Source organism: Microbacterium maritypicum, from assembly GCF_041529975.1.
Lineage (GTDB): Bacteria > Actinomycetota > Actinomycetes > Actinomycetales > Microbacteriaceae > Microbacterium.
On sequence record NZ_CP168030.1, the window covers coordinates 493,161 to 514,471 of the forward strand.

At 69.7% G+C, this 21,311-nt stretch carries 22 protein-coding genes; 14 read left to right on the plus strand and 8 right to left on the minus strand.

Going from position 1 to position 21,311, the window contains the following annotated elements:
• Window positions 1–69 precede the first annotated feature (69 nt).
• From ACCO44_RS02390 to ACCO44_RS02430, 9 genes are all read left to right on the plus strand, one after another.
• The gene (locus tag ACCO44_RS02390) at window positions 70–681 is read left to right on the plus strand and encodes a PadR family transcriptional regulator (RefSeq protein ID WP_105710735.1); all 612 of its coding nucleotides are present in this window, start codon (window positions 70–72) and stop codon (window positions 679–681) included.
• On the plus strand, window positions 678–2,249 hold the full coding sequence (locus ACCO44_RS02395) for an MFS transporter (protein WP_262002833.1): 1,572 nt from the start codon (window positions 678–680) through the stop codon (window positions 2,247–2,249). Before ACCO44_RS02390 ends, ACCO44_RS02395 begins: the two co-directional genes overlap by 4 nt.
• 66 nt (window positions 2,250–2,315) lie before the next feature.
• Window positions 2,316–2,855, plus strand: a complete 540-nt coding sequence (locus ACCO44_RS02400) for a GNAT family N-acetyltransferase (protein WP_372468153.1) — start codon at window positions 2,316–2,318, stop codon at window positions 2,853–2,855.
• Window positions 2,856–2,980: 125 nt separating this feature from the next.
• Window positions 2,981–4,459, plus strand: coding sequence for an amino acid ABC transporter substrate-binding protein/permease (locus tag ACCO44_RS02405; RefSeq protein WP_029263083.1), 1,479 nt, complete (start codon window positions 2,981–2,983; stop codon window positions 4,457–4,459).
• Window positions 4,456–5,184, plus strand: coding sequence for an amino acid ABC transporter ATP-binding protein (locus ACCO44_RS02410; protein WP_372468154.1), 729 nt, complete (start codon window positions 4,456–4,458; stop codon window positions 5,182–5,184). The genes ACCO44_RS02405 and ACCO44_RS02410 overlap by 4 nt, the downstream gene beginning before the upstream one ends.
• A gap of 115 nt (window positions 5,185–5,299) precedes the next feature.
• Window positions 5,300–6,139 (plus strand): DUF4397 domain-containing protein, encoded by an 840-nt coding sequence (locus ACCO44_RS02415; RefSeq protein ID WP_105710737.1) that lies wholly within the window; start codon window positions 5,300–5,302, stop codon window positions 6,137–6,139.
• Between the two features lie 233 nt (window positions 6,140–6,372).
• Window positions 6,373–6,801 carry a class F sortase gene (locus ACCO44_RS02420; RefSeq protein ID WP_372469440.1) on the plus strand — a complete coding sequence of 143 codons (429 nt, stop codon included), beginning with the start codon at window positions 6,373–6,375 and terminating at the stop codon, window positions 6,799–6,801.
• Window positions 6,802–6,855: 54 nt separating this feature from the next.
• Complete coding sequence (locus ACCO44_RS02425; RefSeq protein ID WP_258134151.1) at window positions 6,856–7,425, plus strand: RNA polymerase sigma factor; 570 nt, start codon at window positions 6,856–6,858, stop codon at window positions 7,423–7,425.
• Window positions 7,406–8,269 carry an anti-sigma factor gene (locus tag ACCO44_RS02430; RefSeq protein WP_372468156.1) on the plus strand — a complete coding sequence of 288 codons (864 nt, stop codon included), beginning with the start codon at window positions 7,406–7,408 and terminating at the stop codon, window positions 8,267–8,269. Before ACCO44_RS02425 ends, ACCO44_RS02430 begins: the two co-directional genes overlap by 20 nt.
• 24 nt (window positions 8,270–8,293) lie before the next feature.
• On the opposite strand, the gene purD is transcribed toward ACCO44_RS02430, so the two are convergent.
• The 3 genes from purD to ACCO44_RS02445 form a co-directional block, all read right to left on the minus strand.
• Window positions 8,294–9,571, minus strand: coding sequence for a phosphoribosylamine--glycine ligase (gene purD, locus ACCO44_RS02435; protein WP_372468158.1), 1,278 nt, complete (start codon window positions 9,569–9,571; stop codon window positions 8,294–8,296).
• A 69-nt stretch (window positions 9,572–9,640) separates the two neighbouring features.
• On the minus strand, window positions 9,641–10,315 hold the full coding sequence (locus ACCO44_RS02440) for a CoA pyrophosphatase (protein WP_372468160.1): 675 nt from the start codon (window positions 10,313–10,315) through the stop codon (window positions 9,641–9,643).
• An 88-nt stretch (window positions 10,316–10,403) separates the two neighbouring features.
• Window positions 10,404–10,943, minus strand: a complete 540-nt coding sequence (locus ACCO44_RS02445) for a GNAT family N-acetyltransferase (protein ID WP_372468162.1) — start codon at window positions 10,941–10,943, stop codon at window positions 10,404–10,406.
• Window positions 10,944–11,013: 70 nt separating this feature from the next.
• Between ACCO44_RS02445 and ACCO44_RS02450 the strand changes: the two genes are divergently transcribed.
• Both ACCO44_RS02450 and ACCO44_RS02455 read left to right on the plus strand, forming a co-directional pair.
• Window positions 11,014–11,478 carry a hypothetical protein gene (locus ACCO44_RS02450; protein WP_262002818.1) on the plus strand — a complete coding sequence of 155 codons (465 nt, stop codon included), beginning with the start codon at window positions 11,014–11,016 and terminating at the stop codon, window positions 11,476–11,478.
• A gap of 3 nt (window positions 11,479–11,481) precedes the next feature.
• The gene (locus ACCO44_RS02455; protein ID WP_372468163.1) at window positions 11,482–11,850 is read left to right on the plus strand and encodes a sterol carrier family protein; all 369 of its coding nucleotides are present in this window, start codon (window positions 11,482–11,484) and stop codon (window positions 11,848–11,850) included.
• A gap of 48 nt (window positions 11,851–11,898) precedes the next feature.
• Here ACCO44_RS02455 and ACCO44_RS02460 read toward each other — a convergent pair whose 3' ends face one another.
• Window positions 11,899–12,267 (minus strand): VOC family protein, encoded by a 369-nt coding sequence (locus ACCO44_RS02460; RefSeq protein WP_262002814.1) that lies wholly within the window; start codon window positions 12,265–12,267, stop codon window positions 11,899–11,901.
• Window positions 12,268–12,330: 63 nt separating this feature from the next.
• Between ACCO44_RS02460 and ACCO44_RS02465 the strand changes: the two genes are divergently transcribed.
• Window positions 12,331–12,780 (plus strand): MarR family winged helix-turn-helix transcriptional regulator, encoded by a 450-nt coding sequence (locus ACCO44_RS02465; protein WP_262002812.1) that lies wholly within the window; start codon window positions 12,331–12,333, stop codon window positions 12,778–12,780.
• A gap of 26 nt (window positions 12,781–12,806) precedes the next feature.
• On the opposite strand, the gene ACCO44_RS02470 is transcribed toward ACCO44_RS02465, so the two are convergent.
• Genes ACCO44_RS02470 through ACCO44_RS02480 form a run of 3 tightly spaced genes read right to left on the minus strand, consistent with a single transcriptional unit; the run spans window position 12,807 to window position 15,753 of the window.
• Window positions 12,807–13,580: a heme ABC transporter ATP-binding protein gene (locus ACCO44_RS02470; RefSeq protein WP_372468165.1), complete on the minus strand. Its 774-nt coding sequence runs from the start codon at window positions 13,578–13,580 to the stop codon at window positions 12,807–12,809.
• Window positions 13,577–14,650: a FecCD family ABC transporter permease gene (locus ACCO44_RS02475; protein WP_372468166.1), complete on the minus strand. Its 1,074-nt coding sequence runs from the start codon at window positions 14,648–14,650 to the stop codon at window positions 13,577–13,579. Before ACCO44_RS02475 ends, ACCO44_RS02470 begins: the two co-directional genes overlap by 4 nt.
• Window positions 14,647–15,753, minus strand: a complete 1,107-nt coding sequence (locus ACCO44_RS02480) for a hemin ABC transporter substrate-binding protein (protein WP_372468168.1) — start codon at window positions 15,751–15,753, stop codon at window positions 14,647–14,649. Before ACCO44_RS02480 ends, ACCO44_RS02475 begins: the two co-directional genes overlap by 4 nt.
• 163 nt (window positions 15,754–15,916) lie before the next feature.
• Here ACCO44_RS02480 and ACCO44_RS02485 point away from each other — a divergent pair, with 163 nt between their 5' ends.
• Complete coding sequence (locus ACCO44_RS02485) at window positions 15,917–20,143, plus strand: HtaA domain-containing protein (protein ID WP_372468170.1); 4,227 nt, start codon at window positions 15,917–15,919, stop codon at window positions 20,141–20,143.
• Between the two features lie 175 nt (window positions 20,144–20,318).
• Window positions 20,319–20,630: a hypothetical protein gene (locus tag ACCO44_RS02490; RefSeq protein WP_029263722.1), complete on the plus strand. Its 312-nt coding sequence runs from the start codon at window positions 20,319–20,321 to the stop codon at window positions 20,628–20,630.
• A 3-nt stretch (window positions 20,631–20,633) separates the two neighbouring features.
• Here the strand turns inward: ACCO44_RS02490 and ACCO44_RS02495 are convergent, their stop codons facing one another.
• Window positions 20,634–21,239 carry a zinc-binding alcohol dehydrogenase gene (locus ACCO44_RS02495; RefSeq protein ID WP_372468173.1) on the minus strand — a complete coding sequence of 202 codons (606 nt, stop codon included), beginning with the start codon at window positions 21,237–21,239 and terminating at the stop codon, window positions 20,634–20,636.
• Window positions 21,240–21,311 lie beyond the last annotated feature (72 nt).

Consider the following 21,311-nt stretch of genomic DNA (forward strand, 5'->3'; position numbering starts at 1 on the left):
CTTGTCGCTGTCGGCGGTCCGGCGTATAGTCCACATGGACTATTTGAGCGCGACGCCCGGGGAGGGGCCATGCAACGACTGACCCCGATGGGGGCGATGATCCTCTCCCTGCTGCGCGAGGGCGACATGCACCCCTACGAGATGGTGCGTCTCATGCGGGTTCGCCGCGACGATCGGCTGCTGACCCTCACGAACGGCACGCTCTATCACACGGTCGCCCGGCTCCAGCGGGCCGGGCTCATCGACGAGGTCGGCAGCGACCGCGAGGGGAACCGCCCCGAGCGCACGACGTACTCCCTGACGGACGCCGGTCGAGACATCCTCATCGCCTGGCTGCGGCGCGAGCTGTCGACGATCGATCGTCCCGCCGAGTTCCGGATCGCGCTCGCCGAGGCCCACAACCTCGAACGCGGAGATGTGCTCCAGAGCCTGCGCTCGCGTCGCGTCGCCCTCGACGAGGAGCACATCGCGTATCGCGATGGACTGATCGACGCGAGACGCGATGGCGTGCCCGAGCAGGTGCTCGTGGAATACGAACGGCAGGAGGCGCTGCTCGAGGCCGAGTTGCGCTGGCTCGATGCCCTGATCGCCCGCCTCGAAGCCGAAGACCTGCCGTGGGGACCCGCGGCATTCCCGAACTCAGAACGCTACCGCGCTCAGCGAAAGGCTGCACAGCAATGACAGACACTCCCCGCGACGGAGACCGCCCGCCGGTGTCCGTGCCCTCCACCTCCGGTCCCTCGACCGGAACCTACTCCGTGGGGCACAAGCCCACCAGCCCCTGGCCCGCCCTCTGGGCACTGGTCATCGGCTTCTTCATGATCCTCGTCGACACCACGATCGTGTCTGTCGCGAACCCGGCGATCAAGGCGGCGCTCGACCCGAACACGAACAACCTCGACAACGTCGTGTGGGTCACGAGCGCGTACCTGCTCGCCTATGCGGTGCCGCTGCTGATCACCGGACGCCTCGGCGACCGCTTCGGGCCGAAGAACATCTATCTGATCGGCCTCGCGATCTTCACCCTCGCCTCGCTGTGGTGCGGACTGTCGAACTCGCTCGAGGGCCTGATCGTCGCGCGTGCCGTGCAGGGGCTGGGCGCGGCGTTCATGACGCCGCAGACCATGGCCGTGATCACGCGCACCTTCCCGCCGGAGCGCCGCGGTGCCGCCATGGGCCTCTGGGGTGCGACGGCCGGTGTCGCGACGCTCGTCGGTCCGCTCGTCGGCGGCCTGCTCGTCGACGGTTTCGGCTGGGAGTGGATCTTCTTCGTGAACATCCCGGTCGGCATCGTCGCGTTCGTGCTCGCCTGGCGCCTGGTGCCGAAGCTCGCGACCCATCCCCACCGTTTCGACATCGTCGGCGTCGTGTTGAGCGCCGTGGCGCTCTTCCTCATCGTCTTCGGCCTCCAGGAGGGCGAGAAGTTCGACTGGGGTGTGATCTGGGGTCCCATCTCGGTGTGGGGTCTGATCATCGTCGGACTCATCGTTCTCGGGCTGTTCATCCTGCAGCAGGCCAAGACACGCAGCGAACCGCTGGTACCGCTCGAGCTGTTCCGCGACCGCAACTTCTCGGGAGCGAACGTCGCCATCGCCGCTGTCGGCTTCACGGTGACGAGCATGTCGCTGCCGATGATGTTCTTCCTGCAGACCGCGCGCGGGCTCACCCCCACGGAGGCGGCGCTGCTGCTGATCCCGATGGCGGTGCTCTCGGGTGCGCTCGCCCCGGCGGCGGGCAAGCTGCTCGACCGGGTGGATCCGCGCATCATCCTCATCCCGGGTCTGCTCTGCGTCGCCGGTGCGCTGATCTGGTATTCGGCCCTGATCAACATGGACACCCCGATCTGGATGTTCCTGCTCCCGTCGGCGCTGATGGGCATCGGCAACGCGGGCATGTGGGGCCCTCTCGCCACAACCGCGACGCGCAAGCTGCCGCCGCGCCAGGCGGGTGCCGGCGCCGGCATCTACAACACCACCCGGACGATCGGGTCGGTCATCGGCTCGGCATCCATCGCTGCGTTCATGCAGTCCCGCCTCGAGGCGAACCTGCCCGGTCTCGCCGATGCGCCGGCCGGCATCTCGACCGGGGGAACGCTGCCGCCGCAGGTGGCCGACGGTTTCGCGGCGGGCATGTCGCAGGCGATCCTGCTGCCGGCGTGCGTCATGGTGATCGCGCTCGTCGCCTCGCTGTTCCTCGGTCGCTACGACAAGGCGGATGCCGCGGCTCCCGCGGCCGCGCGTCCCGAGTAGTCGAGGTCGGGAGGGTGCCGTGTCCGGCAGTTTGCGGATACGGCGCCTTTCTGCTGTCATCGGGCGATGACGATCGCTCTCGTTCGACCGACCATCGACCTCTTCGACTCCTGGGCCGCTGCTGTGGCCGAGTTCGACGGCGGACACATCGACGGAGGCGGTTACGAGCAGGGGATCGTGCCCGACCGGGCGGCGTGCGAGGCGTTCGTCGCGAAGGCCGAGCTGTACGCCACCCCGGGTGCAGTCCTTCCTGCGGGGCTCGTGCCGTGCGACTTCTTCTGGATCACCGAGGGCGACCGCGTCGTGGGGTTCATCGCGTTCCGTCGTGAGCTCAACGACTGGCTGCGTCGCTTCGGCGGCCACATCGGCTACGCGACCGTTCCCTCCCGGCGTCGGGAGGGGATCGTGCGCGAGGCCCTCCGGCTCGTGCTCCGCTTCGCGAAGTCCGAGGGATATGACCGCGTGATGCTCACCTGTGACGACGACAACGTCGGCTCCATCCGCACGATCGAGGGCGCCGGTGGAGAGCTCGAAGACGTGGTCGATGCTTCGGAGCCGGGACAGCCGCGCGTGCGGCGGTACTGGATCGAGTTGTCGCCGTCCTGAGCGCGGATCAGCCCTTCCTCACGGTTCGAGCAGACCGGTCGAGGCGGGGGTACGCCGAGGCGGCGGCTAAGGTGGATCCTCGGCGATCGTCCGGTCGCCTCATCCGATCCCGAGGAGCACACGTCGTGATCCGAAATCCCTCCGCCGTGACCGGCCGTCTGCGTCGATCCGCGCGCCGTCTCGGCGCGGCAGCGCTCGTCGCCTTCGTCGCCGTCGGAGCCCTCCTGGCCGGAGCCGCCCCCGCCACCGCCGCGGACGACGGTGAGAAGTACGTCATCGGAACCGACACGACGTTCGCGCCGTTCGAGTTCACGAACGCGGACGGCGACCTCGTCGGCATCGACATGGACCTGCTCCGTGCGATCGCGAAAGACCAGGGCTTCGAGGTCGAGATCCGCCAGCTCGGATTCGACGCCGCCGTGCAGGCGCTGCAGTCGAACCAGGTCGACGCCGTCATGGCCGGCATGTCGATCACCGAGGCGCGCCAGGAGACGTTCGACTTCAGCGAGCCGTACTTCACCAGCGGCATCCAGCTCGGCGTACTCGAGGCGAGTGACATCCAGTCGCTCGACGACCTCGACGGCAAGGCCGTCGCCGTCAAGACCGGTACGCAGGGTCAGACCTTCGCCGACGAGAACAAGGATGAGTACGGCTTCACGGTCACCCCGTACCAGGACACGACCGACATGGTGGATGCCGTGAAGGCCGGCCAGGCGGTCGGCTACTTCGAGGACTTCCCGGTGCTGGCCTACGGCATCCAGCAGGGGTCCGGCTTCCGTCTGATCGGCAAGCCCGAGCTGGGCGGCGAGTACGGCTTCGCGGTCAACAAGGGCGAGAACCCCGAACTGATCGAGATGTTCAACGCGGGACTCGCGAACCTCCAGTCCTCGGGCGAGTACGACGAGATCGTCGACACCTACCTCTCCGGTGGTGAGGAGTCCGCGCAGCCGACGGACATCATCTCGGTGGCCGTCGAATATTGGCCTGCGCTCATGCAGGGGCTCTGGCTCACCATCCTCGCGACTCTCGTCGCGGTCGTGGCCGCCTTCATCCTCGGCATCATCTTCGGCTTCGGACGTCTCGCGAAGTTCGCTCCCCTGCGGTGGATCTCCACCGCGTACGTCTACGTATTCCGTGGCACCCCGATCCTCATCCAGGCGTTCTTCGTGTTCTTCGCGATCCCGCAGCTGATCCCCGATCTGAAGTTCGATCCCTTCGTCGCCGGTGCGATCACGCTCTCGCTCAACACGGGCGCGTACATGACCGAGATCATCCGCGGCGGCATCCAGGCGGTCGATCCCGGTCAGAACGAGGCCTCACGTTCGTTGGGGCTCAGTCACTGGAAGACGATGCAGAAGGTCGTGCTCCCGCAGGCGTTCCGCATCATGATCCCGTCGTTCGTGAACCAGGGCATCATCACCCTCAAGGACACGTCGCTGATCAGCGTCATCGGCCTCGCGGAGCTGACGTTCGTGTCCCGCCAGATCATCGCGTCGACGTACCTGTCAGCGCAGGTGCTGACCATCGTCGCCATCATCTACTTCATCGTGATCACGCTGCTGACGTTGCTCGCGAACCGCCTGGAGAGGACGTTCAACGCATGAGCAAGATCGTGGTGCAGGACCTGCACAAGTCGTTCGGCGACAACGAGGTGCTCAAGGGCATCAACCTGGCGGTGGAAGACGGCGAGGTCGTCGCCGTCATCGGCCCGTCGGGTTCGGGCAAGTCCACCCTGCTGCGCTGCCTCAACAAGCTCGAGGAGCCGACCTCGGGACACGTCATCATCGACGGCGTCGACCTGACAGACAAGAGTGTGAAGCTCGATGAGGTGCGTCAGCGCATCGGCATGGTGTTCCAGCACTTCAACCTGTTCCCCCACATGACCGTGCTCGAGAACATCACCCTCGCGCCGGTCGAGTGCGGCAAGATGACGAAGGCTCAGGCGCGTGAGCGGGCGCTGGCTCTTCTGAAGCGGGTCGGCCTGTCGGAGAAGGCCGACGCGAAGCCGGCATCCCTCTCCGGTGGACAGAAGCAGCGCGTGGCGATCGCCCGCGCGCTCGCGATGGACCCCGAGATCATGCTGTTCGACGAGGCGACGAGCGCCCTCGACCCCGAGATGGTCGGTGAGGTGCTCCAGGTGATCCGCGACCTGGCCTCGGGCGGCATGACCATGGTGCTGGTGACGCACGAGATGGGCTTCGCCCGCGAGGTCTCCGGCCGCACGGTCTTCATGGACGGCGGCGTCGTGGTCGAAGAGGCCGCGCCCGCCGAGTTGTTCGGCGCCCCGAAGAACGAGCGACTGAAGGACTTCCTCTCGAAGGTGCTCTGACCCGCATCGTCGTCGCGGAGAGAAATCTTCGCGCTGCTGCATCCGAAACGGCGTCTCGCACGGAATCACTCCCTGAAGGGTGGCACAGGGCCACCCCCGTTCAAGGAGGAATACAGTGCGCAAGACAGCAGCCGCCGGCCTCGCCGTCGGAATGATCGCCGCCCTCGGGATGGCGATGCCCGCCGGAGCGGCCACCGACGACTCCGCTCAGCTCTCGGTTCTCCACGGCATCCCCGATACGCCGGTGGACGTCTATGTGAACGGCGAGCTCACGCTCGATGACTTCCAGCCCGGCGATCTCGCCGGCCCGCTCTCGCTCCCCGCGGGCGACTACGAGGTCGCGCTCACCGCCACGGACGCGGCCGATGCCAGCGCCCCCGTGCTCGGACCGGCCACCCTCACCCTCGCAGCCGGGATGAACTACACCGCGGTCGCGCACCTCACCGAGGCGGGAGAGCCCGGACTCAACCTGTTCGAGAACGACACGTCGCCCACGGCCGCGGGTCAGGGTCGGTTGACCGTTCGCCACGTCGCCGCGGCACCGGCGGTCGATGTGCTCGCGGGCGGATCGCCGGTGATCGATGGTCTGAGCAACCCGGACGAGGCGTCCCTCGACCTCGCGGCCGGCACTGTCTCGGCATCAGTCGCGCTGGCCGGGACCACCGACCCGGTCATCGGACCGACAGACGTGGCCGTGCAGGACGGCGTGCTGACGATCCTGTACGCGTGGGGCAGCGCCGAAGACGGCAACCTCGCGATCGCCGCGCAGACGATCGAAGGACTGCACTCGAACCCGGGCGGCGTTCCGTCCGGCACCGCCGGATACCTCGCTGCGAGCGACACCGCGGCGACGACGACCGGAATCGCGGCGGTGGGCGGCCTCGCCATCCTCTTCGCGATCGGCATCGGCCTGTCGGCACGTCGCCGTCGGGTCTCGCAGGAGGTGCGCCGCTGATGGGTCGGGGCACGTCATCCCGCACCGGACGGTGGGCGGCCCCTGCGCTCGCCTTCCTGGTGGGGATGGCGTGCCTCGTCGCCTGCGCTCCCGTGGGGGCGGGAGGCCCCTCCTCGGCGCCGTCTCCCTTCGTCGCGTCCGAGCGACCGTCTCCCGCTCCCACGTCCACCCTCCGCCCCGAGGTCAGGTCCGGCGCCCTCCCCACGGCGGCGCCGGCCCTGGCGCCCCAAAGGCTGCGCATTCCGGCGCTCGGCGTCGACATGACCGTGACGGATGTCGGCATCGAACCCTCCGGTCAGATGGAACTGCCGGTCGACCCCGCCACCGCGGGCTGGTACCGCTACGGCCCCGACGCCGACAGCACGCAGGGCAACGTGATGCTCGCTGCGCACGTCGATGCCGTCGGCTACCGGATCGGCCCCCTCGCTCAGCTGCGCAGCCTCGCGGGCGGCGAGACCGTCGAGGTGCAGGCTGCAGACGGCTCGACCAGGACCTACGTCGTCGAATCGCTGACGTTCTACGAGAAAGCCGCCCTCCCGACTGCCGAACTCTTTGCGCGAGAGGGGGCACCGGCGCTCGTGATCATCACCTGCGGCGGTCCGTTCGATGCCGCTTCCGGTCACTATCGCGACAATGTCGTCGCGGTCGCGAGGCCGGCATGAGACCCTCGGAGCATCCACGAACGCGGTGGGTGCTGCGTGAGGAAGGAGGCGACCGTGGAGCATGACGCGGATGCCGACGCCGACGCGCAGTGGGGCGTCCGATTCGTCGCGGGGGACGAAGCCGCGCTGGCCGAGATCTACCGCCGGTGGTCTCCCGTGATCTTCACGCTCGCGCTCCGTTCGCTCGGCGACCGCCGCGATGCGGAGGACGTCACTCAGCGCACGTTCGTCTCCGCGTGGACCTCGCGGGCGAGCTACGACTCGGCGAAGGCGAAACTATCGACATGGCTGGTCGTGATCGCCCGCCGACGGATCGCCGACATGCACGAATCGCGCGCACGGATCAGGCGACTGCACGAGGAGATGAAGCGCCTGACCTCGCCGGACGACATGGTGAGCGCCCCGGTCGACCTCTCCGAGACGCTGCTGCTGGCCAACGAGATGCAACAGCTCCAGCCGGATGCGCGGAATGTGATGCGCCTCGCGTTCTACGACGATCTGACGCACGAGGAGATCTCCCAGAGACTCGACATGCCGCTCGGTACGGTGAAGAGCCACATCCGCCGAAGCCTCACTCGTTTGCGCGACCGATTGGAGGTCAGCCATGTCGCACCTCGACCCTGAGCAGCTTGCCCTTCTCGCGCTCGGCGAGCCGGTCGCGTCGGCGGAGGAGAGCGCCCACATCGCCGCCTGTGCGGTGTGCGCGGCCGAAGTGGAGCAGATGGCCCACGCCGCGATGGTGGCCAGGACCACCATGGCCGAGGGCGAGCTCGAGCAGCCGGGAGCCGACGTCTGGGACCGTATCCACGACGAGCTCTCGCTGAGCGCAGCCGTCGCGGCCGACCCGCTCGCCGCTTCTCAGGATCGGGCGGGCACCACCGCCGAGCACGCCGCCGATTCGTCCACCGCCGACCCGGACACTGCTCCGGCAGCTGTCTTCGCTGTCTCCGAGGACCCGGCCCCGGCTCCTGAGGTGCGTGACGTCAGCGCCGCCGGTCGCGTCCCCGCATCATCCCGGGTGCGCCGACGCCGTTCATCGGCCCGGCTCTGGATCCTCGCGGCGTCGCTCGCGCTCGTGGTGGCCGGCGGGTCCGTCACGTGGGCCCTCGTCTCCTCGAACCTCACGCCCGTGCCGGTGGCCACCGCCGAGCTCGACCCCTTCCCCGATCATCCCGGTGCGGCCGGCTCGGCAGAGGTCAGCGAGGACGACGAGGGTGGGCGTGCGCTCACGGTGACGCTCGACGGAGAGGCGCGCGCGGACGAGTATCGCGAGGTGTGGCTCATCCGCAACGACGGAGCCGCACTGATCAGCCTGGGTGTGCTCGAGTCGTCGTCGGGCACGTTCGCGATCCCGGCCGGCGTCGACCTCGCGGAGTACGACCTCGTCGACATCTCGTTCGAGCCGGTGGACGGCGACCCCGCGCACTCCGGCGACTCGATCGTCCGCGGTCAGCTCGAGAGAAGTTGACCGGCGGAACGGCCGTCCCGCCGGCTAGTCCGCGACGCGGGCGGCGATGTCGGTGCGGTAGTGCGAGCCGTCGAGACGGATACGGGCGATGGCCTCGTACGCACGGTCGCGCGCGGTGCGGAAGTCGGAGGCCACGGCCACCACGTTCAGCACTCGGCCGCCGGTCGCGATCAGCGATCCGCCGGGAGCATCCGGGCTCGCGGTCGCGGCGTGCACGAGGCGCACGCCCTCGACGGCCGCGGCATCCGCGAGGCCCTCGATCGGGCGTCCGGTCTGCGGTGCCTCGGGGTAGCCTTCGCTCGCCAGCACGACCGTGATCGCCACGTCGTCGCTGAACTCGGGCTCCGGCTGGTCCTCGAGGGTGCCGGATGCCGCGGCGAACAGCAGCTGAGACAGGGGAGTGACCAGTCGGGGCAGCACGATCTGCGTCTCGGGGTCGCCGAAGCGCGCATTGAACTCGATCACGCGCACACCTGCCGGGGTCAGGATCAGCCCCGCGTAGAGGAGCCCGATGAACGGCGTGCCCTCGGCGTCGAGCTGCCGCACCACGGGGAGAGCCACGTCGCGCGTGACCTCTTCGACGAAGGCCTGCTCGCTGCCGAACTGCTCGGCGAGCCACGGCAGCGGCGAATACGCGCCCATGCCGCCGGTGTTGGGCCCGGCGTCGCCGTCGAGCGCGCGCTTGAAGTCTTGCGCGGGGCTGAGCGCCCGCACGGTGTCGCCGTCGCTCAGGAAGAACAGGGAGACCTCGGGGCCGGAGAGGAACTCCTCGATGAGCACCGGGCCCGCGGGGAGGTACTGCTGGGCGTGGGCGAGAGCCTCGGCGCGGTCGGACGTGACGATGACACCCTTGCCGGCCGCGAGGCCATCGGCCTTGACCACGTACGGGGCGCCGAGATCGTCGAACGCGGCCTCGACCTCGATGGTGCTGGCGGCACGGACAGCGCGTCCGGTCGGTACGCCGGCGGCATCCATCACCCGCTTCGCGAACGACTTCGAGCCCTCGAGCTGGGCCGCAGCCTTGCCCGGTCCGAACACCGGGATCCCACGGACGCGCAGGGCGTCGGCGACTCCGGCGACGAGTGGGGCCTCCGGCCCGACGACGACCAGGTCGATCGCGTGCTCGTGGGCGAACGCGGTGACCGCTCCGCCGTCGAGAGGGTCGACCGAGACGGGGGTCGCATCCTGCGCGATGCCGGCGTTGCCGGGAGTGACGAAGATCTCGTGCTCCGTCTGCTCGGCCCGCAGGGCGAGGATGATCGCGTGCTCACGGGCACCGGAACCGAGGACGAGAATCTTCACCCGTCCAGACTACCGAGGCTCGCGCGTCGAGTTTCGGTGTCGCGGGCAGAACCCGGCTCCTCAGATGGCTCAGACCTCGACGGTCCGTTCGACGGAGGCGTCCCAGGGCACCGTCCAGCCGGTGGCATCGAAGAGGGCGTCGAGCACCATCGCGGTGAAACCCCACACGATCGTCCCGTCGACGTCGAACGCCGGTCCGCGGAAGGTGTGACCCATCCGCGTGAGCGTCGAGGTGAACCGGGACGCAGGGTCGAGCAGCTGAGCGACGGGCACCCGGAACACCTCGACCGTCTCGGCATGGTCGACGGCCACGACCCTCGACGGCGACTGCCACCAGGCGAGCACCGGCGTGACGAGGTGATTGCTCGCAGCGAGGGGGATCACGGGCAGCGTGGCGAGGATCTCGACTCCGTCCGGATCGAGACCGGTCTCCTCTTCGGCTTCACGCAGCGCGGTGGCGACCAGATCGGCGTCATCGGGCTCCACGCGGCCGCCGGGGAACGAGACCTGTCCGGGGTGGGAGGAAAGGGTGGGCGCTCGCCGCTGCAGCAGCACGTCGAGGTCGCGCGCGACGGCAGCGTCGGCCGTCGGCGCGGGCACACGGTCCAACACCCCGAACAGGATGAGCACTGCGGCGTCGTGCGCGTTGTGCGGGTCGGCGAGCGGCGGGATCCGCACGCCCCACGAGTGGTCGGCGACGGCGGCGAGCAGCTCGGCGCGGGCGCCCTGCGGAAGCATGCTCATGCGTCCGAGCTTAGGACGCGTAGGGCGTTCGTGGCCCGCGTTTCCCGGCCCGCCGAGCGCGGCAAGCGACGCCGCCGAAAGGTGCGGGTCACGCCATCGACAACGGCAGCGACGACGACGAAGCGGGGGCGGGGTCGCTGCGCAGCCGCGCGTGCAGTTCTACGTCGAACCGCTCGGCGCCGTATCGGAGCTTCTCGCGTTCGACCCCCTCCGCCCGAAAGCCGGATGCCGTCGCCACGCGGCACGAGGCGGGGTTGTTCACGCGGTGGCCGAGTTCGAGTCGATGAAGCCCGTGCCGAAACGCCCAATCGGACACCGCGAGCACGGCGTCCGTCGCAAGTCCGCGGCCGCGGGCGGCGGGTGCGAGCCAGTACGAGATCCAGGCCGTTTCGTGGCGGAGCTCGATCGCGGTGGCTGCCACGTTGCCGACGGCGACACCGTCGTCCACGATCGCCCAGTTCCTCGCCCGCTCGTCGAACAGCAGCGATTCGTCGATGTAGGCGCGCGCCGCCGCGGGCGAGGTGAGCTCGGCGGATCCGAACTGGGTGGCGAGGTCGGGCGCCGTCTGCCACGCCCGTTGCAGAGCTTCCGCGTCGGCGGGCGTCCAGGGGCGAAGGGCGATGCTCATGCCTCCATGATCCCCGTTTCGTGGGGTCCGCGTCGCCGACGCGGACGCGCGCCGAAGGTAGGCTCGCGGGATGAGGCGATGGCGGGGATTCGCGCTGGGCGCGGTGCTGATGGCGGTGCTCACCGGGTGTTCCGCGACGCCCGAGGTCGACACCGACGCCGTGCAGGATTGGATGGCGACGCAGGACTCCCGCGAGGTCGCCGGGTCTCTCGCGACGCTCGCCGGGTTGGCGTCCCCGCTCTCGGATGTCGTCGGCGAAGGCGGGGTCACCGCCGCGTTCGATGAGCCGACGGCGATCGTCTCGGTGCTGTTCGCGTGCTTCGGTCCCGAGACGATGAGCGCCGACATCGCGCTGAGCGGATCGGATGCCGGCGGCTCCGCGATGTCGCAGACGATCCGCACCGACGACCTGGTCTGCGACGGCGAGCCGCAGCGCATCGACATGGGTATGGATGCCGCGACCGAGGTCACGGCGAACGGGCTGGGTCGGGACGCGGTCGGGGCCTGGTCGGTCGTTGTCGTGGGGGAGAGCTGAGCGATGGCCAGGAAGATCGACATCATCGACGGACGTTCGGCACTGGATGCCGTTCGCGACGCGGATGCCGCCGGCGCGAAGCCGCAGCGGACCGACCTCGCCACCGCCGTGCGCTACCTCCTGCAGCTGCTCGACGAGAAGGCCCCGGGCAACAGCGTCGAGGTCCGAGTGCCTCCGTTCGGCGCGGTGCAGGTGATCCAGGGCCCCCGCCACACGCGCGGCACACCGCCGAACGTCGTCGAGATGGATGCCGCGACCTGGATCGCGGTGGCCACGGGCACGGAGGTGTGGACGGATGCCGCGGCCGGCGGTCGCATCCATGCCTCCGGCACGCGCGCGGATCTCAGCGACGTGCTCCCGGTTCGTCCGTAACGCGAGCGCACGCAGAGGTGACGGCGGTCCGCCCCGGAGGGGTGCGGGTCATGCCCGGTCGTGGAGGGTGATCCGGTAGCCGTCGGGGTCGGAGAAGGTGAAGGTGCGACCGAAGGGGCCGTCGATCGGGTCGGCCACGATGGTGTGGCCGCCGGCGACGAGTCGATCGTGGATCGCCTGGACGTCGGTGGCGTGCAGCCAGATCGCGGCGCCGATTCCCGGCTGCGCGACATCGGTCAGGTCGGTGCCGGGCGCGATGTCCCGGAGCGCGAACGCGATCGGCGTCGTCTGGAACACGACGGCGTGCGGGGGGCCCGCCGGCGAGCGGATGAGTCCGAGGTAGTTCTCATAGAACGCCTGCGAGGCGGCGAGGTCGCGCGCCTGGAGGGAGAGGAAGTCGGGGCCGGTGACGGGCATGACGAGAGTCCTTCGTTTCGTGTCAGTTTTCTGACATGAGCAAGCGTATGTCAGACTACTGACATGAGTCAAGATCGCGCCGGCATCGAGCTCGACACGTCGCTGGGCTACCTGCTGAAGGAGGCGTCCAGCGCTCTCCGCGCCTCGATGGAGGAGGTACTGCGCCCGCTCGGCATGACCATCACGCACTATTCCTGCCTCGAGCTGCTCTCCCAGCGCCCCGGCCTCTCGAACTCCGAGCTCGCGCGCGGCGCGTTCGTCACCCGCCAGTCGATGAACGTGCTGCTCCAGGCCCTCGAGCGGGACGGCTTCGTGACCAGGCCCGCCGAGCCGCCGGTCGGGAAGGCCCTCCCCGCCCGCCTCACCGACCGTGGCCGGCAGAGTCTCGCGAAGGCGACCGCCGCCGTCCGTTCGGTCGAGGTCCGGATGCTGTCGGGCATGACCGAGGCCGAGCAGGCGGGCGCGCGGAAGATCCTCCGGGGCATGATCCGCTCCCTGCGCGACGAGGAGTAGTCCGGCGCGCGTGGCCGGGACGCGACTCAGCGCCGAGCGACCACCAAAGGCACCCCCGTGGTCGGATGCGGGAACACGTCGACCGCCTGGCCGTAGACCTGCTCGATCCGCGCGGCCGTCAGCACCTCGGCGGCCGTGCCCGTTGCCGCGACCCGGCCGTCGGAGAGCAGCGTGACGCGGTCGGCGTGGGCGAGTGCGGCATTGAGGTCGTGCAGCACGATCGCCACGGCGATGCCGGCATCCGCCCGTCCACGGATCAGCCGCATGACGTCTTCGTGGTGCTTGAGGTCGAGCGCGGCGGTCGGCTCGTCGAGCAGCAGGATGCCGGTGCTCTGGGCGATCACGCGGGCGAGCGCGACGCGGGCGCGCTCGCCGCCGGAGAGCGAGGGCACCGCGCGGGCCTTGAGCGCCGTCACCTCGGTCTGCGCCATGGCCGCCGCCACCAGCTCGTCGTCATCGTCCGCCGCCGGCGTGCGCGCCCACGGCGTCCGACCCATGCGCACCACCTGCTCGGCGCTGAAGGGGAAGGTGACCGCGTTCTCCTGCAGCAGCACGGCGCGCTCCCGGGCGAGGAGGCGCGGCTTGACCTGTGCGATCGGCTGATCGTCGATCTCGACCGTTCCCGCCTGCGCGGTCACATCGCCGGCGAGCACCCCGAAGAGGGTGGACTTGCCCGCGCCGTTAGGGCCGACGAGCGCATGGGTCTCGCCGCTGTGGATCTCGATGGAGGCATCGTCGAGGATCGTCCGCCCCTCGCCGACACGCACCGTGAGCCCCGAGCCGCGGAGCCGCGCGGTCATGCCCAGCCTCCCGAACGGCGGCGCGTGCGCACGAGCAGCCACAGGAAGAACGGGCCGCCCACGAGCGAGGTGATCATGCCGATCGGCAGGTCGGCGAGCGGCACGGCGGTGCGAGCGACGAGGTCGGCGACGGCGATGAGCAGTGCGCCGCCGAGCGCCGAGGCGATCACGAGCGGCAGGTGGGCGGGGCCGATCAGCATGCGCATCAGGTGCGGTACGACGAGCCCGGCGAAGCCGATGATCCCGGCGAAGGCGACGGCCGCGCACACCAGCAGGGCGACCGTCACGATGACCACGATCCGCAGCAGTTCGACGTTGACACCGAGGTGACGCGCGGTGCGCTCGCCGAGGGCGAAGAGATCGAGGCTGGGTGCCACGATCAGTGCGACGACCACGCCGATAAGCACGAGTGGGGCCACCAGCTGGATGTTCGACCACAGGGCGCCGTTCAGCGAACCCAGCTGCCAGAACACGATCTGTTCGCGGGTCGACGTGGTGCCGAGGAAGGTGAAGAAGGCCATGCCGGCGCCCGCGATGGCGTTGATCGCGATGCCGGTGAGCAGCAGCGTCACGACCTCGGTGCGGCCTCCGGAGCGACTGATGAAGTACACCGAGAACACCGCGATCAGTCCGCCGAGGAACGCGAAGGCGGGCGTGGTCCACATCCCGAAGGTCGCGAGTCCGAACGTGATGCTCGCCGCCGCTCCGAGCGCCGCACCCGACGAGACGCCGACGACGCCGGCATCCGCGAGCGGGTTGCCGAAGATCGCCTGCATGAGCACGCCCGAGACGGCCAGTGCGGCGCCGACGAGGAGCCCGAGCACGATGCGCGGCATCCGCAGGTTGAAGATCACGCCGTAGTCGGAGGATGCCGCGGGCGCCCAGGCGGTGTCGATCCCGACGCCGCGCAGCAGCACGCCGACCAGCGCGGTGGGGGACAGGTCGTACTGCCCGCTCGTGATCGAGACGACGCCGGTGATCGCGAGTGCGACGACCAGGCCGACCGTCACCAGGGCGAACCGGAGTCTCCGGTGCCTGGTCGGCGTCGGGGTGACGACCTCGCCGGTCACTTCGCGGGCTCGGGGGCGTACAGGGCGCGGGCCAGGGCGCCGATCACATCGGCGGTGCGCGGGCCGAAGCTGAGGATCTCGCTGTCGGCCATGTCGATCACCCGACGGTGCGCTCCGGCCGGTGTCTCGGCGACGGCCGGGATCCGCTCGATCAAGCCGTCGATGCCCCCGACCGACTCGAGTCCATCGGTCATCATCACGAGCACGTCGGGCTGCGCGGCGACCAGGGCCTCCGCGGTCATCGGCTTCATGCCCTCCCAGCCGATCTCGGCCGCGACATCGACCCCGCCGACCGCGTCGATGAGGGAGTCGGCGCCGGAATCCTCGCCGAAGATGTAGTACACGTTCGCGCTGCCGCGCACGTAGAGAAAGAGCATGCGGGCGCGATCGGCCTCGTCGGCGGGCACGACCTCGGCGATCTCGGCGAGCGTCTCGTCGACCGAGGCGTCGAGCCGCGCGATGAGCGCCTCTCCCCGGCTGGGCACCCCGAGAGCCGTGGCGATCTCGGTGACCAGCTCGTCGGTGGTGTCGAGTCGCCGATCGCTGGAGATCACCACGACCGCGATGCCCGCGTCGCGTAGCTGCTGACGGACCTCCTTGGGACCGATCGTGGTGTCGGTGAGGACGACGGTCGGCGCGAGCTCGAGGATCGCCTCGGCGTTCAGTGTGTGTCCGGTCTTCGTGACGACCGGGAGGTCTTCCGTGCCGGCGAAGACGGTGGATGCGTCGCGGCCGACGACCTGATCGCCGAGTCCGAGGGCGAAGACGGTCGACGCGATCGTGCCCGAGATGTCGATCGGGAGGATGCGGTCGACGTCGGTGATCTCGATCTCGCGGCCTTCGCTGTCGGTCACCGTGACCGGGAGCTTCGGCGCGGTGTCGTCGTCGACGGCCTCGATCGCGCGGCTGGAGAGGCACGCGGTGGAAGGGCCCTCATGTCCGCGCACGTCGTCGATCACGTCGAGCGAGGAGAGCGGGACGGATGCCTGCGGGCAGGTGTCTTCGGCGGTGGCGGGTGGTGCGGCGGTCGCTCCGGGCTCGGCGCACGCGGTGAGACCCATGGCGAGAGCGGCGACGAGGAAGACGGCAAAGACGCGACGCATTAGGCAAGGCTATCCTAAAACTTGACGCGCGCTGATTCACACCTCTACGCTCAGGAACGCCGGCTTGCTTAGCCAAGCCTAACCAACATTCGACCCTTCGTCCCGACTGCATTGCGGCACCGCCGGCGCGCGCTCTTCTGCGTGCCCGGAGCCGTGGAGAACCGTGAACGCCACAGCCACAGCATCCTCAGCGAGCACCCGCATACGCGTGCTGCTCGCTGCTTTCGTGTCCTTCCTCCTCGTCGCCGCCGGTGCGGTGATCGTTCCGCCCGCGCATGCCGCCGGTGCCGCGGTCACGGCGACGGTCGCCTCCGCGGCCCCCTCCGGCGTGAGCGTGCACGTGCAGGCGAGCGGCCTGCCCGAGGTCGAAGGCGCCTACGCGGCCCTCATCGTCAAGGGCACGGAATCCGGCCTCAGCGGCGGTGGCGGATACGCGGCGTTCGTGATGCCGACCGTCGCCGGAGGGACGAGCACGTTCACGCTCGATGCGCAGGCCGGCTCGCTCGATCGGACGAAGTCCTACGAGGTGCTCGTGTGGCAGAAGCACTCGAACCCGAACGAGACGACGATCTACGGCCGCGGCGACGTCGCGATCTCCGCGGGGCAGTGGGACGCCGTGTTCGGTCCCGTGCCCACCGATCCCGGTACCGATCCGGGGACGGACCCCGGAACCGACCCGGGAACCGATCCCGGTACTGACCCGGGCACCGATCCCGGTACCGATCCGGGCACCGATCCCGGGACTGACCCGGGCACCGATCCCGGTACCGATCCGGGTACCGATCCGGGTGAGACACCGTTCTCCCCGGCGATCGAGGTGTTCCTCGCCGACGGCGCGACCCCGGCGACCGGCACGGTCCTCAAGGCCGGCGACAAGGTCGTCGTGAAGGGCTCGGGTTACGACCCGGCGGCGAACGTCGGCGGGCGCGGGGTTCCGATCCCGAAGGACCTGCCGCAGGGCACGTACGTCGTGTTCGGCAACTTCGCCTCGGCGTGGCAGCCGTCCACCGGCGCGGCGTCGTCGACCCGCTCGGTCGGAGCACAGGTCTGGGCGCTCTCCGAGGGCGTGCTGAACCAGGTGCCGCAGCAGTATCAGGGTGCGATCCGCTCACAGTGGGTCGACATCGCGGATGACGGCACGTTCCAGACGACCCTCACTCTGAAGGACGCGGCAGCGACCCCGGGCTCCTATGGCGTCTACACCTACGGCGCCGGCGGAGTGTCCAACGCCGACCAGGAGCAGAGCATCGCCCTGACCTACTCCGAGACCGCTCTCGCCTCCGCGGCGGTGAAGACCGCGACCGCGAAGGACGGGCTGACCGTCACCGCATCCGCTTCGAAGCTGGGCGCGATCACCGGTGCGTACGCCGCGGTGATCGAGACGGGCACCGAGGCGGACGTGACCGGCAGCGGCGGGTTCCTCGCGATGCAGTACGTGCGCTCGATCACCGGTGGCGCGTTCACCGTAGACCTGACGGCGGCCGCCGACACGCTGGACCGCACGAAGTCCTACGAGGTCATCGTCTGGAAGCAGCACTCGAACCCCGACGCGAGCACGATCTACGCTCGTTCGGCGATCACCATCACCGACGACCAGTGGGAGAGCCTGCAGCCCGCGCCGCTGACTCCGTCCATCGAGGTGTTCCTGGCCGATGGCACCACGCCGGCCGGCACCGCTGCTCTCAAGGCGGGCGACAAGGTCGTGGTGAAGGGCTCCGGCTACGACCCGGCGGCCAATGTCGGCGGTCGCGGGGTCCCGATTCCGAAGGACCTGCCGCAGGGTACCTACGTGGTGTTCGGCAACTTCGCTTCCGCGTGGCAGCCGTCCACCGGTGCAGCGTCGTCGACGCGCTCGGTCGGAGCGCAGGTCTGGGCGCTCTCCGAGGGTGTGCTGAACCAGGTTCCTTCGCAGTATCAGGGGGCGATCCGCGCACAGTGGGTCGACATCGCGGATGACGGCACGTTCGAGGCGACCCTGACTCTGAAGGACGCGGCAGCGACCCCGGGTGCGTACGGCATCTACACGTACGCAGCGGGTGGCGTGGTCAACGCCGACCAGGAGCAGAGCGTCGCGCTCAACTACGGCGACACTGCGGGCCTCACCGCCACGGTGAAGGCGGCGACGGCGAAGGACGGCCTGACCGTCACGGCGGCGGCCTCGAAGCTCGGTGACATCACGGGTGCATATGTCGCGCTGATCGAGAAGGGCACCGAGGCGGATGTGACGGCCGGCGGCGGATTCCTCGCGATGCAGTACGTGCGCTCGATCACCGGCGGCGCGTTCAGCGTCGACCTGACGGCTGCGGCCGACACGCTCGACCGCACGAAGTCCTACGAGGTCATCGTCTGGAAGCAGCACACGATGCCGGGCGCCGACACCATCTACGCCCGTGCCACCGCGCCGGTCAGTGATGAGCAGTGGAACGCGATCTTCCCGGAGGGCCCCGCCCTCGGCGCGACCGTGAAGACGGCGACGGCGAAGGACGGTCTGACCGTCAGGGCCGCGGCCTCGAAGCTGGGCGACATCTCCGGCGCGTACGCCGCGCTGATCGAGAAGGGCACCGAGGCGGATGTGACGGCGGGCGGCGGATTCCTCGCGATGCAGTACGTGACGAAGATCACGTTCGGCGCGTTCGCGGCCGATCTCACGACGGCGGCGAAGAACCTCGACCGCACGAAGTCGTACGAGGTGATCGTGTGGAAGCAGCACACGATGCCGACCGCCGACACGATCTACGTGCGTGGCGATGTGACGATCACGGACGCCCAGTGGCGCACGCTGTTCGGCGAGAAGCCCACCGACCCGAAGCCTCCGACGACGCCGACGACTCCGCCGGCCAGCGTGCCCGGTGGTTCGCTCCGGTGGGCGATCTCCTCGGACTTCGCCAAGTACGTCACGGGCGGCATCGCACAGGGGACGATCTCGGTCTCCGACGGCGCGACGCGCTCGGGCAGCCAGTTCCAGTTCGGGCAGACCGTCGGGGGAGACTTCGACGTGAAGACCGGGCTCGGCAGCGTCGTCTACCGGGGATCGGTGCGCTTCACGGGACACCACGGGGTGCTCGACGTGACCGTGTCGAACCCGCAGATCCGCATCACCTCGGCGGGAGCGGCGACGCTCTTCGTGACGAGTGGCGGTGCCCAGGTGCCGTTCGCGACGCTCGACCTCTCGCGGGCCGCGCGCGTCTCGGCGAACGGTGCCGTCACCTACACCGCGGCCCCGGCGTCGCTGACCGCGGCCGGTCGTGATCGGGTGCTGTCGGGCTACTCGACCGAGCTGAACCCGGTCACGTTCACGATCGGCTCCGTCGCGGCGGCGCCTGCCGGGAACACGGGCACCGTGGCTGCGGCCGCCGTGAAGGCGAAGACGACCCTGCCCGTGGCACCGCCGGCATCGGACGGCATCGACGTCGACGCGGAGAACCTCGCTGCGCTCGAGTCCGGGCAGTCGGCCACCATCACCGCATCCGGTTTCCAGCCGAACGAAGAGGGCATCAAGGTGGTCGTGTATTCGACCCCCGTGCTTCTCGACACGGTGACCGCGGATGCCGCGGGCCTCGCGACCTGGTCGGGCACGCTGCCCGCCAGCCTCGAAGACGGTGCGCACACGCTCACCCTGCAGGGCTCGGTCGACCGCGGGCTGGCGTTCACGCTCACCCGTGCGAAGACCGTGATCGGCGCGTGCACTGTCGACGGGGCCTCGCTGCAGTGGGGCTACAAGGAGTCGTTCCGCACGTACATCGAGGGCATCGCGAAGGGCGGCTGGACGCTGACCGACGTCGAGTACCGGTACCCGGATTACGTGTGGGAGAACGGCGCCGGATCCTTCGATGACGAGACCCTCACCGGAGTCGTCACCTATGGCGGCAGCATCACGTTCACGGGCCACGACGGTGCGCTGAACACGACGCTCGCGAACGCGCGGCTCGAACTCGCCGGAGACAAGGGCTACCTCGTCTTCGACGTGAGCGGCACCACGCAGGGTGGCGAGAGTGTCGACCAGAAGGCCGTCCGCCTCGCGGAGTTCGCCCTCGGTGATGCCGCGGTCGTCGACGGGAAGCTCTCGTTCGACGCCATCCCGACGACACTCACCGAGGCGGGGGCTGCCGCGTTCGGCACCTACGCCGCCGGCGAGGCGCTCGACCCGGTGACGGCGGTCATCCCGGTCGACGCCGAGTGCGGCGTCGCGGTGGAGGAAGAGGCCGAGGTCGACTCCGAAGCCACCACCGCCGTCACCGCCGTGACCGAGCCCGCAGGCGAAGACGGCGCCCCGGTGTGGCCGTGGATCGTCGGCGGCCTGGTGGTCGTGGCGCTCGCGGCGACCGGCGGTGTGCTGATCGCCCGGCGCAACCGCAAGGACGAGACGGCCGAGACGACGACCGAGGTCTGAGTCGAGAGCCCCGGTACGGATGTCGGGAGGAAGTACGGATGCAGGGAGCAATCGGCCTGATCGCTCCGGCATCCGTACTTCCTCCCGACAAATGCTCGCCTCGCAGGGCCGGGACCGGCGCGACGCCCGCTGAACCCCGGTTCCCGCCATCCGCCGACGGTGGGACAATGGAGGTATGGCCCCCACCGACTCCCACCAGACCGTCGAAGCGACCGTGCGCCGTGTGCCGCGGTACGGCGTGCTCATGGGCATCGGCGTCGTGCTCGGCATCATCGCCGCCGGCATCCTCACCTGGACGGGCAGCTTCGATGAGTCGCAGGCCCTCGACATCGTCTACCCGCCGGGTCAGGTCTTCGGCTTCCTGCTGCTGTGGACCGTGCCGATCGGCATCGCTCTGGGTGGCGTCACGGGCCTCGTGATGGAGCGCATCGCCCGTCGGCACGACCGCGTCGTGCAGGTCGACCGCGAGACCGTCGTCGAGGACTGAGAGCTACGCCAGCTCGGCGATCACGGGGCGGATGGCGGTGTCGAAGGCCACCACGTCGCGGCGCAGACCGTCGGTCACCGCGACCGTGAGGTCTCCGATCCACCAGATGCCGCGCTGCGACAGCGGCAGCACCTGCACGTTCAGCTCGAACGAGTGCGCGCGACGGCCGACCTCGCGCTCGAACTCCGCGATCGCGCTCGCATAGGCGCGGTAGGCGTCGCCCCCGGTGTGGCTCTTCATCGAGCTCACGTACCGGTCGTGCGCGGCGTGCGCGTAGAGGAGAGCGGATGTCGCCTGCGGGGCGATGGCCGTGGCGAGCTCCTCCGCGCCGGTGGCGGGCAGAGCCACGAGGGTGTCGAACCCGTCGATGAGTTCGAGCGGCACGTCCGAGGGATGTGCGCGCGGTTCGACCGTCATGTCCCAGTAGCTCCGCCACTGCTCCTCCACCGCGGGCGAGGCATCGGCCGCGTCCGGCGCGCGCACGGCGAGATCGCGGAGGGCGGGAAGGTCCTCCGGCGCCCGGATCCCGAGCTGTTGGCGCAGCGCGAGCGCGACGAGCACCGGAACGCTCGCGTCTTCGCGGATGAGCCACTGCGGCTTGTCGGCCATGGCCCCATCGTAGGCGGGGAGAGCGTCCGGATCCGAGGTCGTCTCTCGCGGAGAGTCGGACCGCCTGTGGGC

Excerpts from the sequence above, each read along its gene's own strand:
- ACCO44_RS02390 (WP_105710735.1), top strand. The coding sequence starts at position 70 with ATGCAACGACTGACCCCGATGGGGGCGATGATCCTCTCCCTGCTGCGC.
- ACCO44_RS02395 (WP_262002833.1), top strand. The coding sequence starts at position 678 with ATGACAGACACTCCCCGCGACGGAGACCGCCCGCCGGTGTCCGTGCCC.
- ACCO44_RS02400 (WP_372468153.1), top strand. The coding sequence starts at position 2,316 with ATGACGATCGCTCTCGTTCGACCGACCATCGACCTCTTCGACTCCTGG.
- ACCO44_RS02410 (WP_372468154.1), top strand. The coding sequence starts at position 4,456 with ATGAGCAAGATCGTGGTGCAGGACCTGCACAAGTCGTTCGGCGACAAC.
- ACCO44_RS02430 (WP_372468156.1), top strand. The coding sequence starts at position 7,406 with ATGTCGCACCTCGACCCTGAGCAGCTTGCCCTTCTCGCGCTCGGCGAG.
- ACCO44_RS02440 (WP_372468160.1), bottom strand. The coding sequence starts at position 10,315 with ATGAGCATGCTTCCGCAGGGCGCCCGCGCCGAGCTGCTCGCCGCCGTC.
- ACCO44_RS02445 (WP_372468162.1), bottom strand. The coding sequence starts at position 10,943 with ATGAGCATCGCCCTTCGCCCCTGGACGCCCGCCGACGCGGAAGCTCTG.
- ACCO44_RS02450 (WP_262002818.1), top strand. The coding sequence starts at position 11,014 with ATGAGGCGATGGCGGGGATTCGCGCTGGGCGCGGTGCTGATGGCGGTG.
- ACCO44_RS02455 (WP_372468163.1), top strand. The coding sequence starts at position 11,482 with ATGGCCAGGAAGATCGACATCATCGACGGACGTTCGGCACTGGATGCC.
- ACCO44_RS02460 (WP_262002814.1), bottom strand. The coding sequence starts at position 12,267 with ATGCCCGTCACCGGCCCCGACTTCCTCTCCCTCCAGGCGCGCGACCTC.
- ACCO44_RS02465 (WP_262002812.1), top strand. The coding sequence starts at position 12,331 with ATGAGTCAAGATCGCGCCGGCATCGAGCTCGACACGTCGCTGGGCTAC.
- ACCO44_RS02470 (WP_372468165.1), bottom strand. The coding sequence starts at position 13,580 with ATGACCGCGCGGCTCCGCGGCTCGGGGCTCACGGTGCGTGTCGGCGAG.
- ACCO44_RS02480 (WP_372468168.1), bottom strand. The coding sequence starts at position 15,753 with ATGCGTCGCGTCTTTGCCGTCTTCCTCGTCGCCGCTCTCGCCATGGGT.
- ACCO44_RS02490 (WP_029263722.1), top strand. The coding sequence starts at position 20,319 with ATGGCCCCCACCGACTCCCACCAGACCGTCGAAGCGACCGTGCGCCGT.
- ACCO44_RS02495 (WP_372468173.1), bottom strand. The coding sequence starts at position 21,239 with ATGGCCGACAAGCCGCAGTGGCTCATCCGCGAAGACGCGAGCGTTCCG.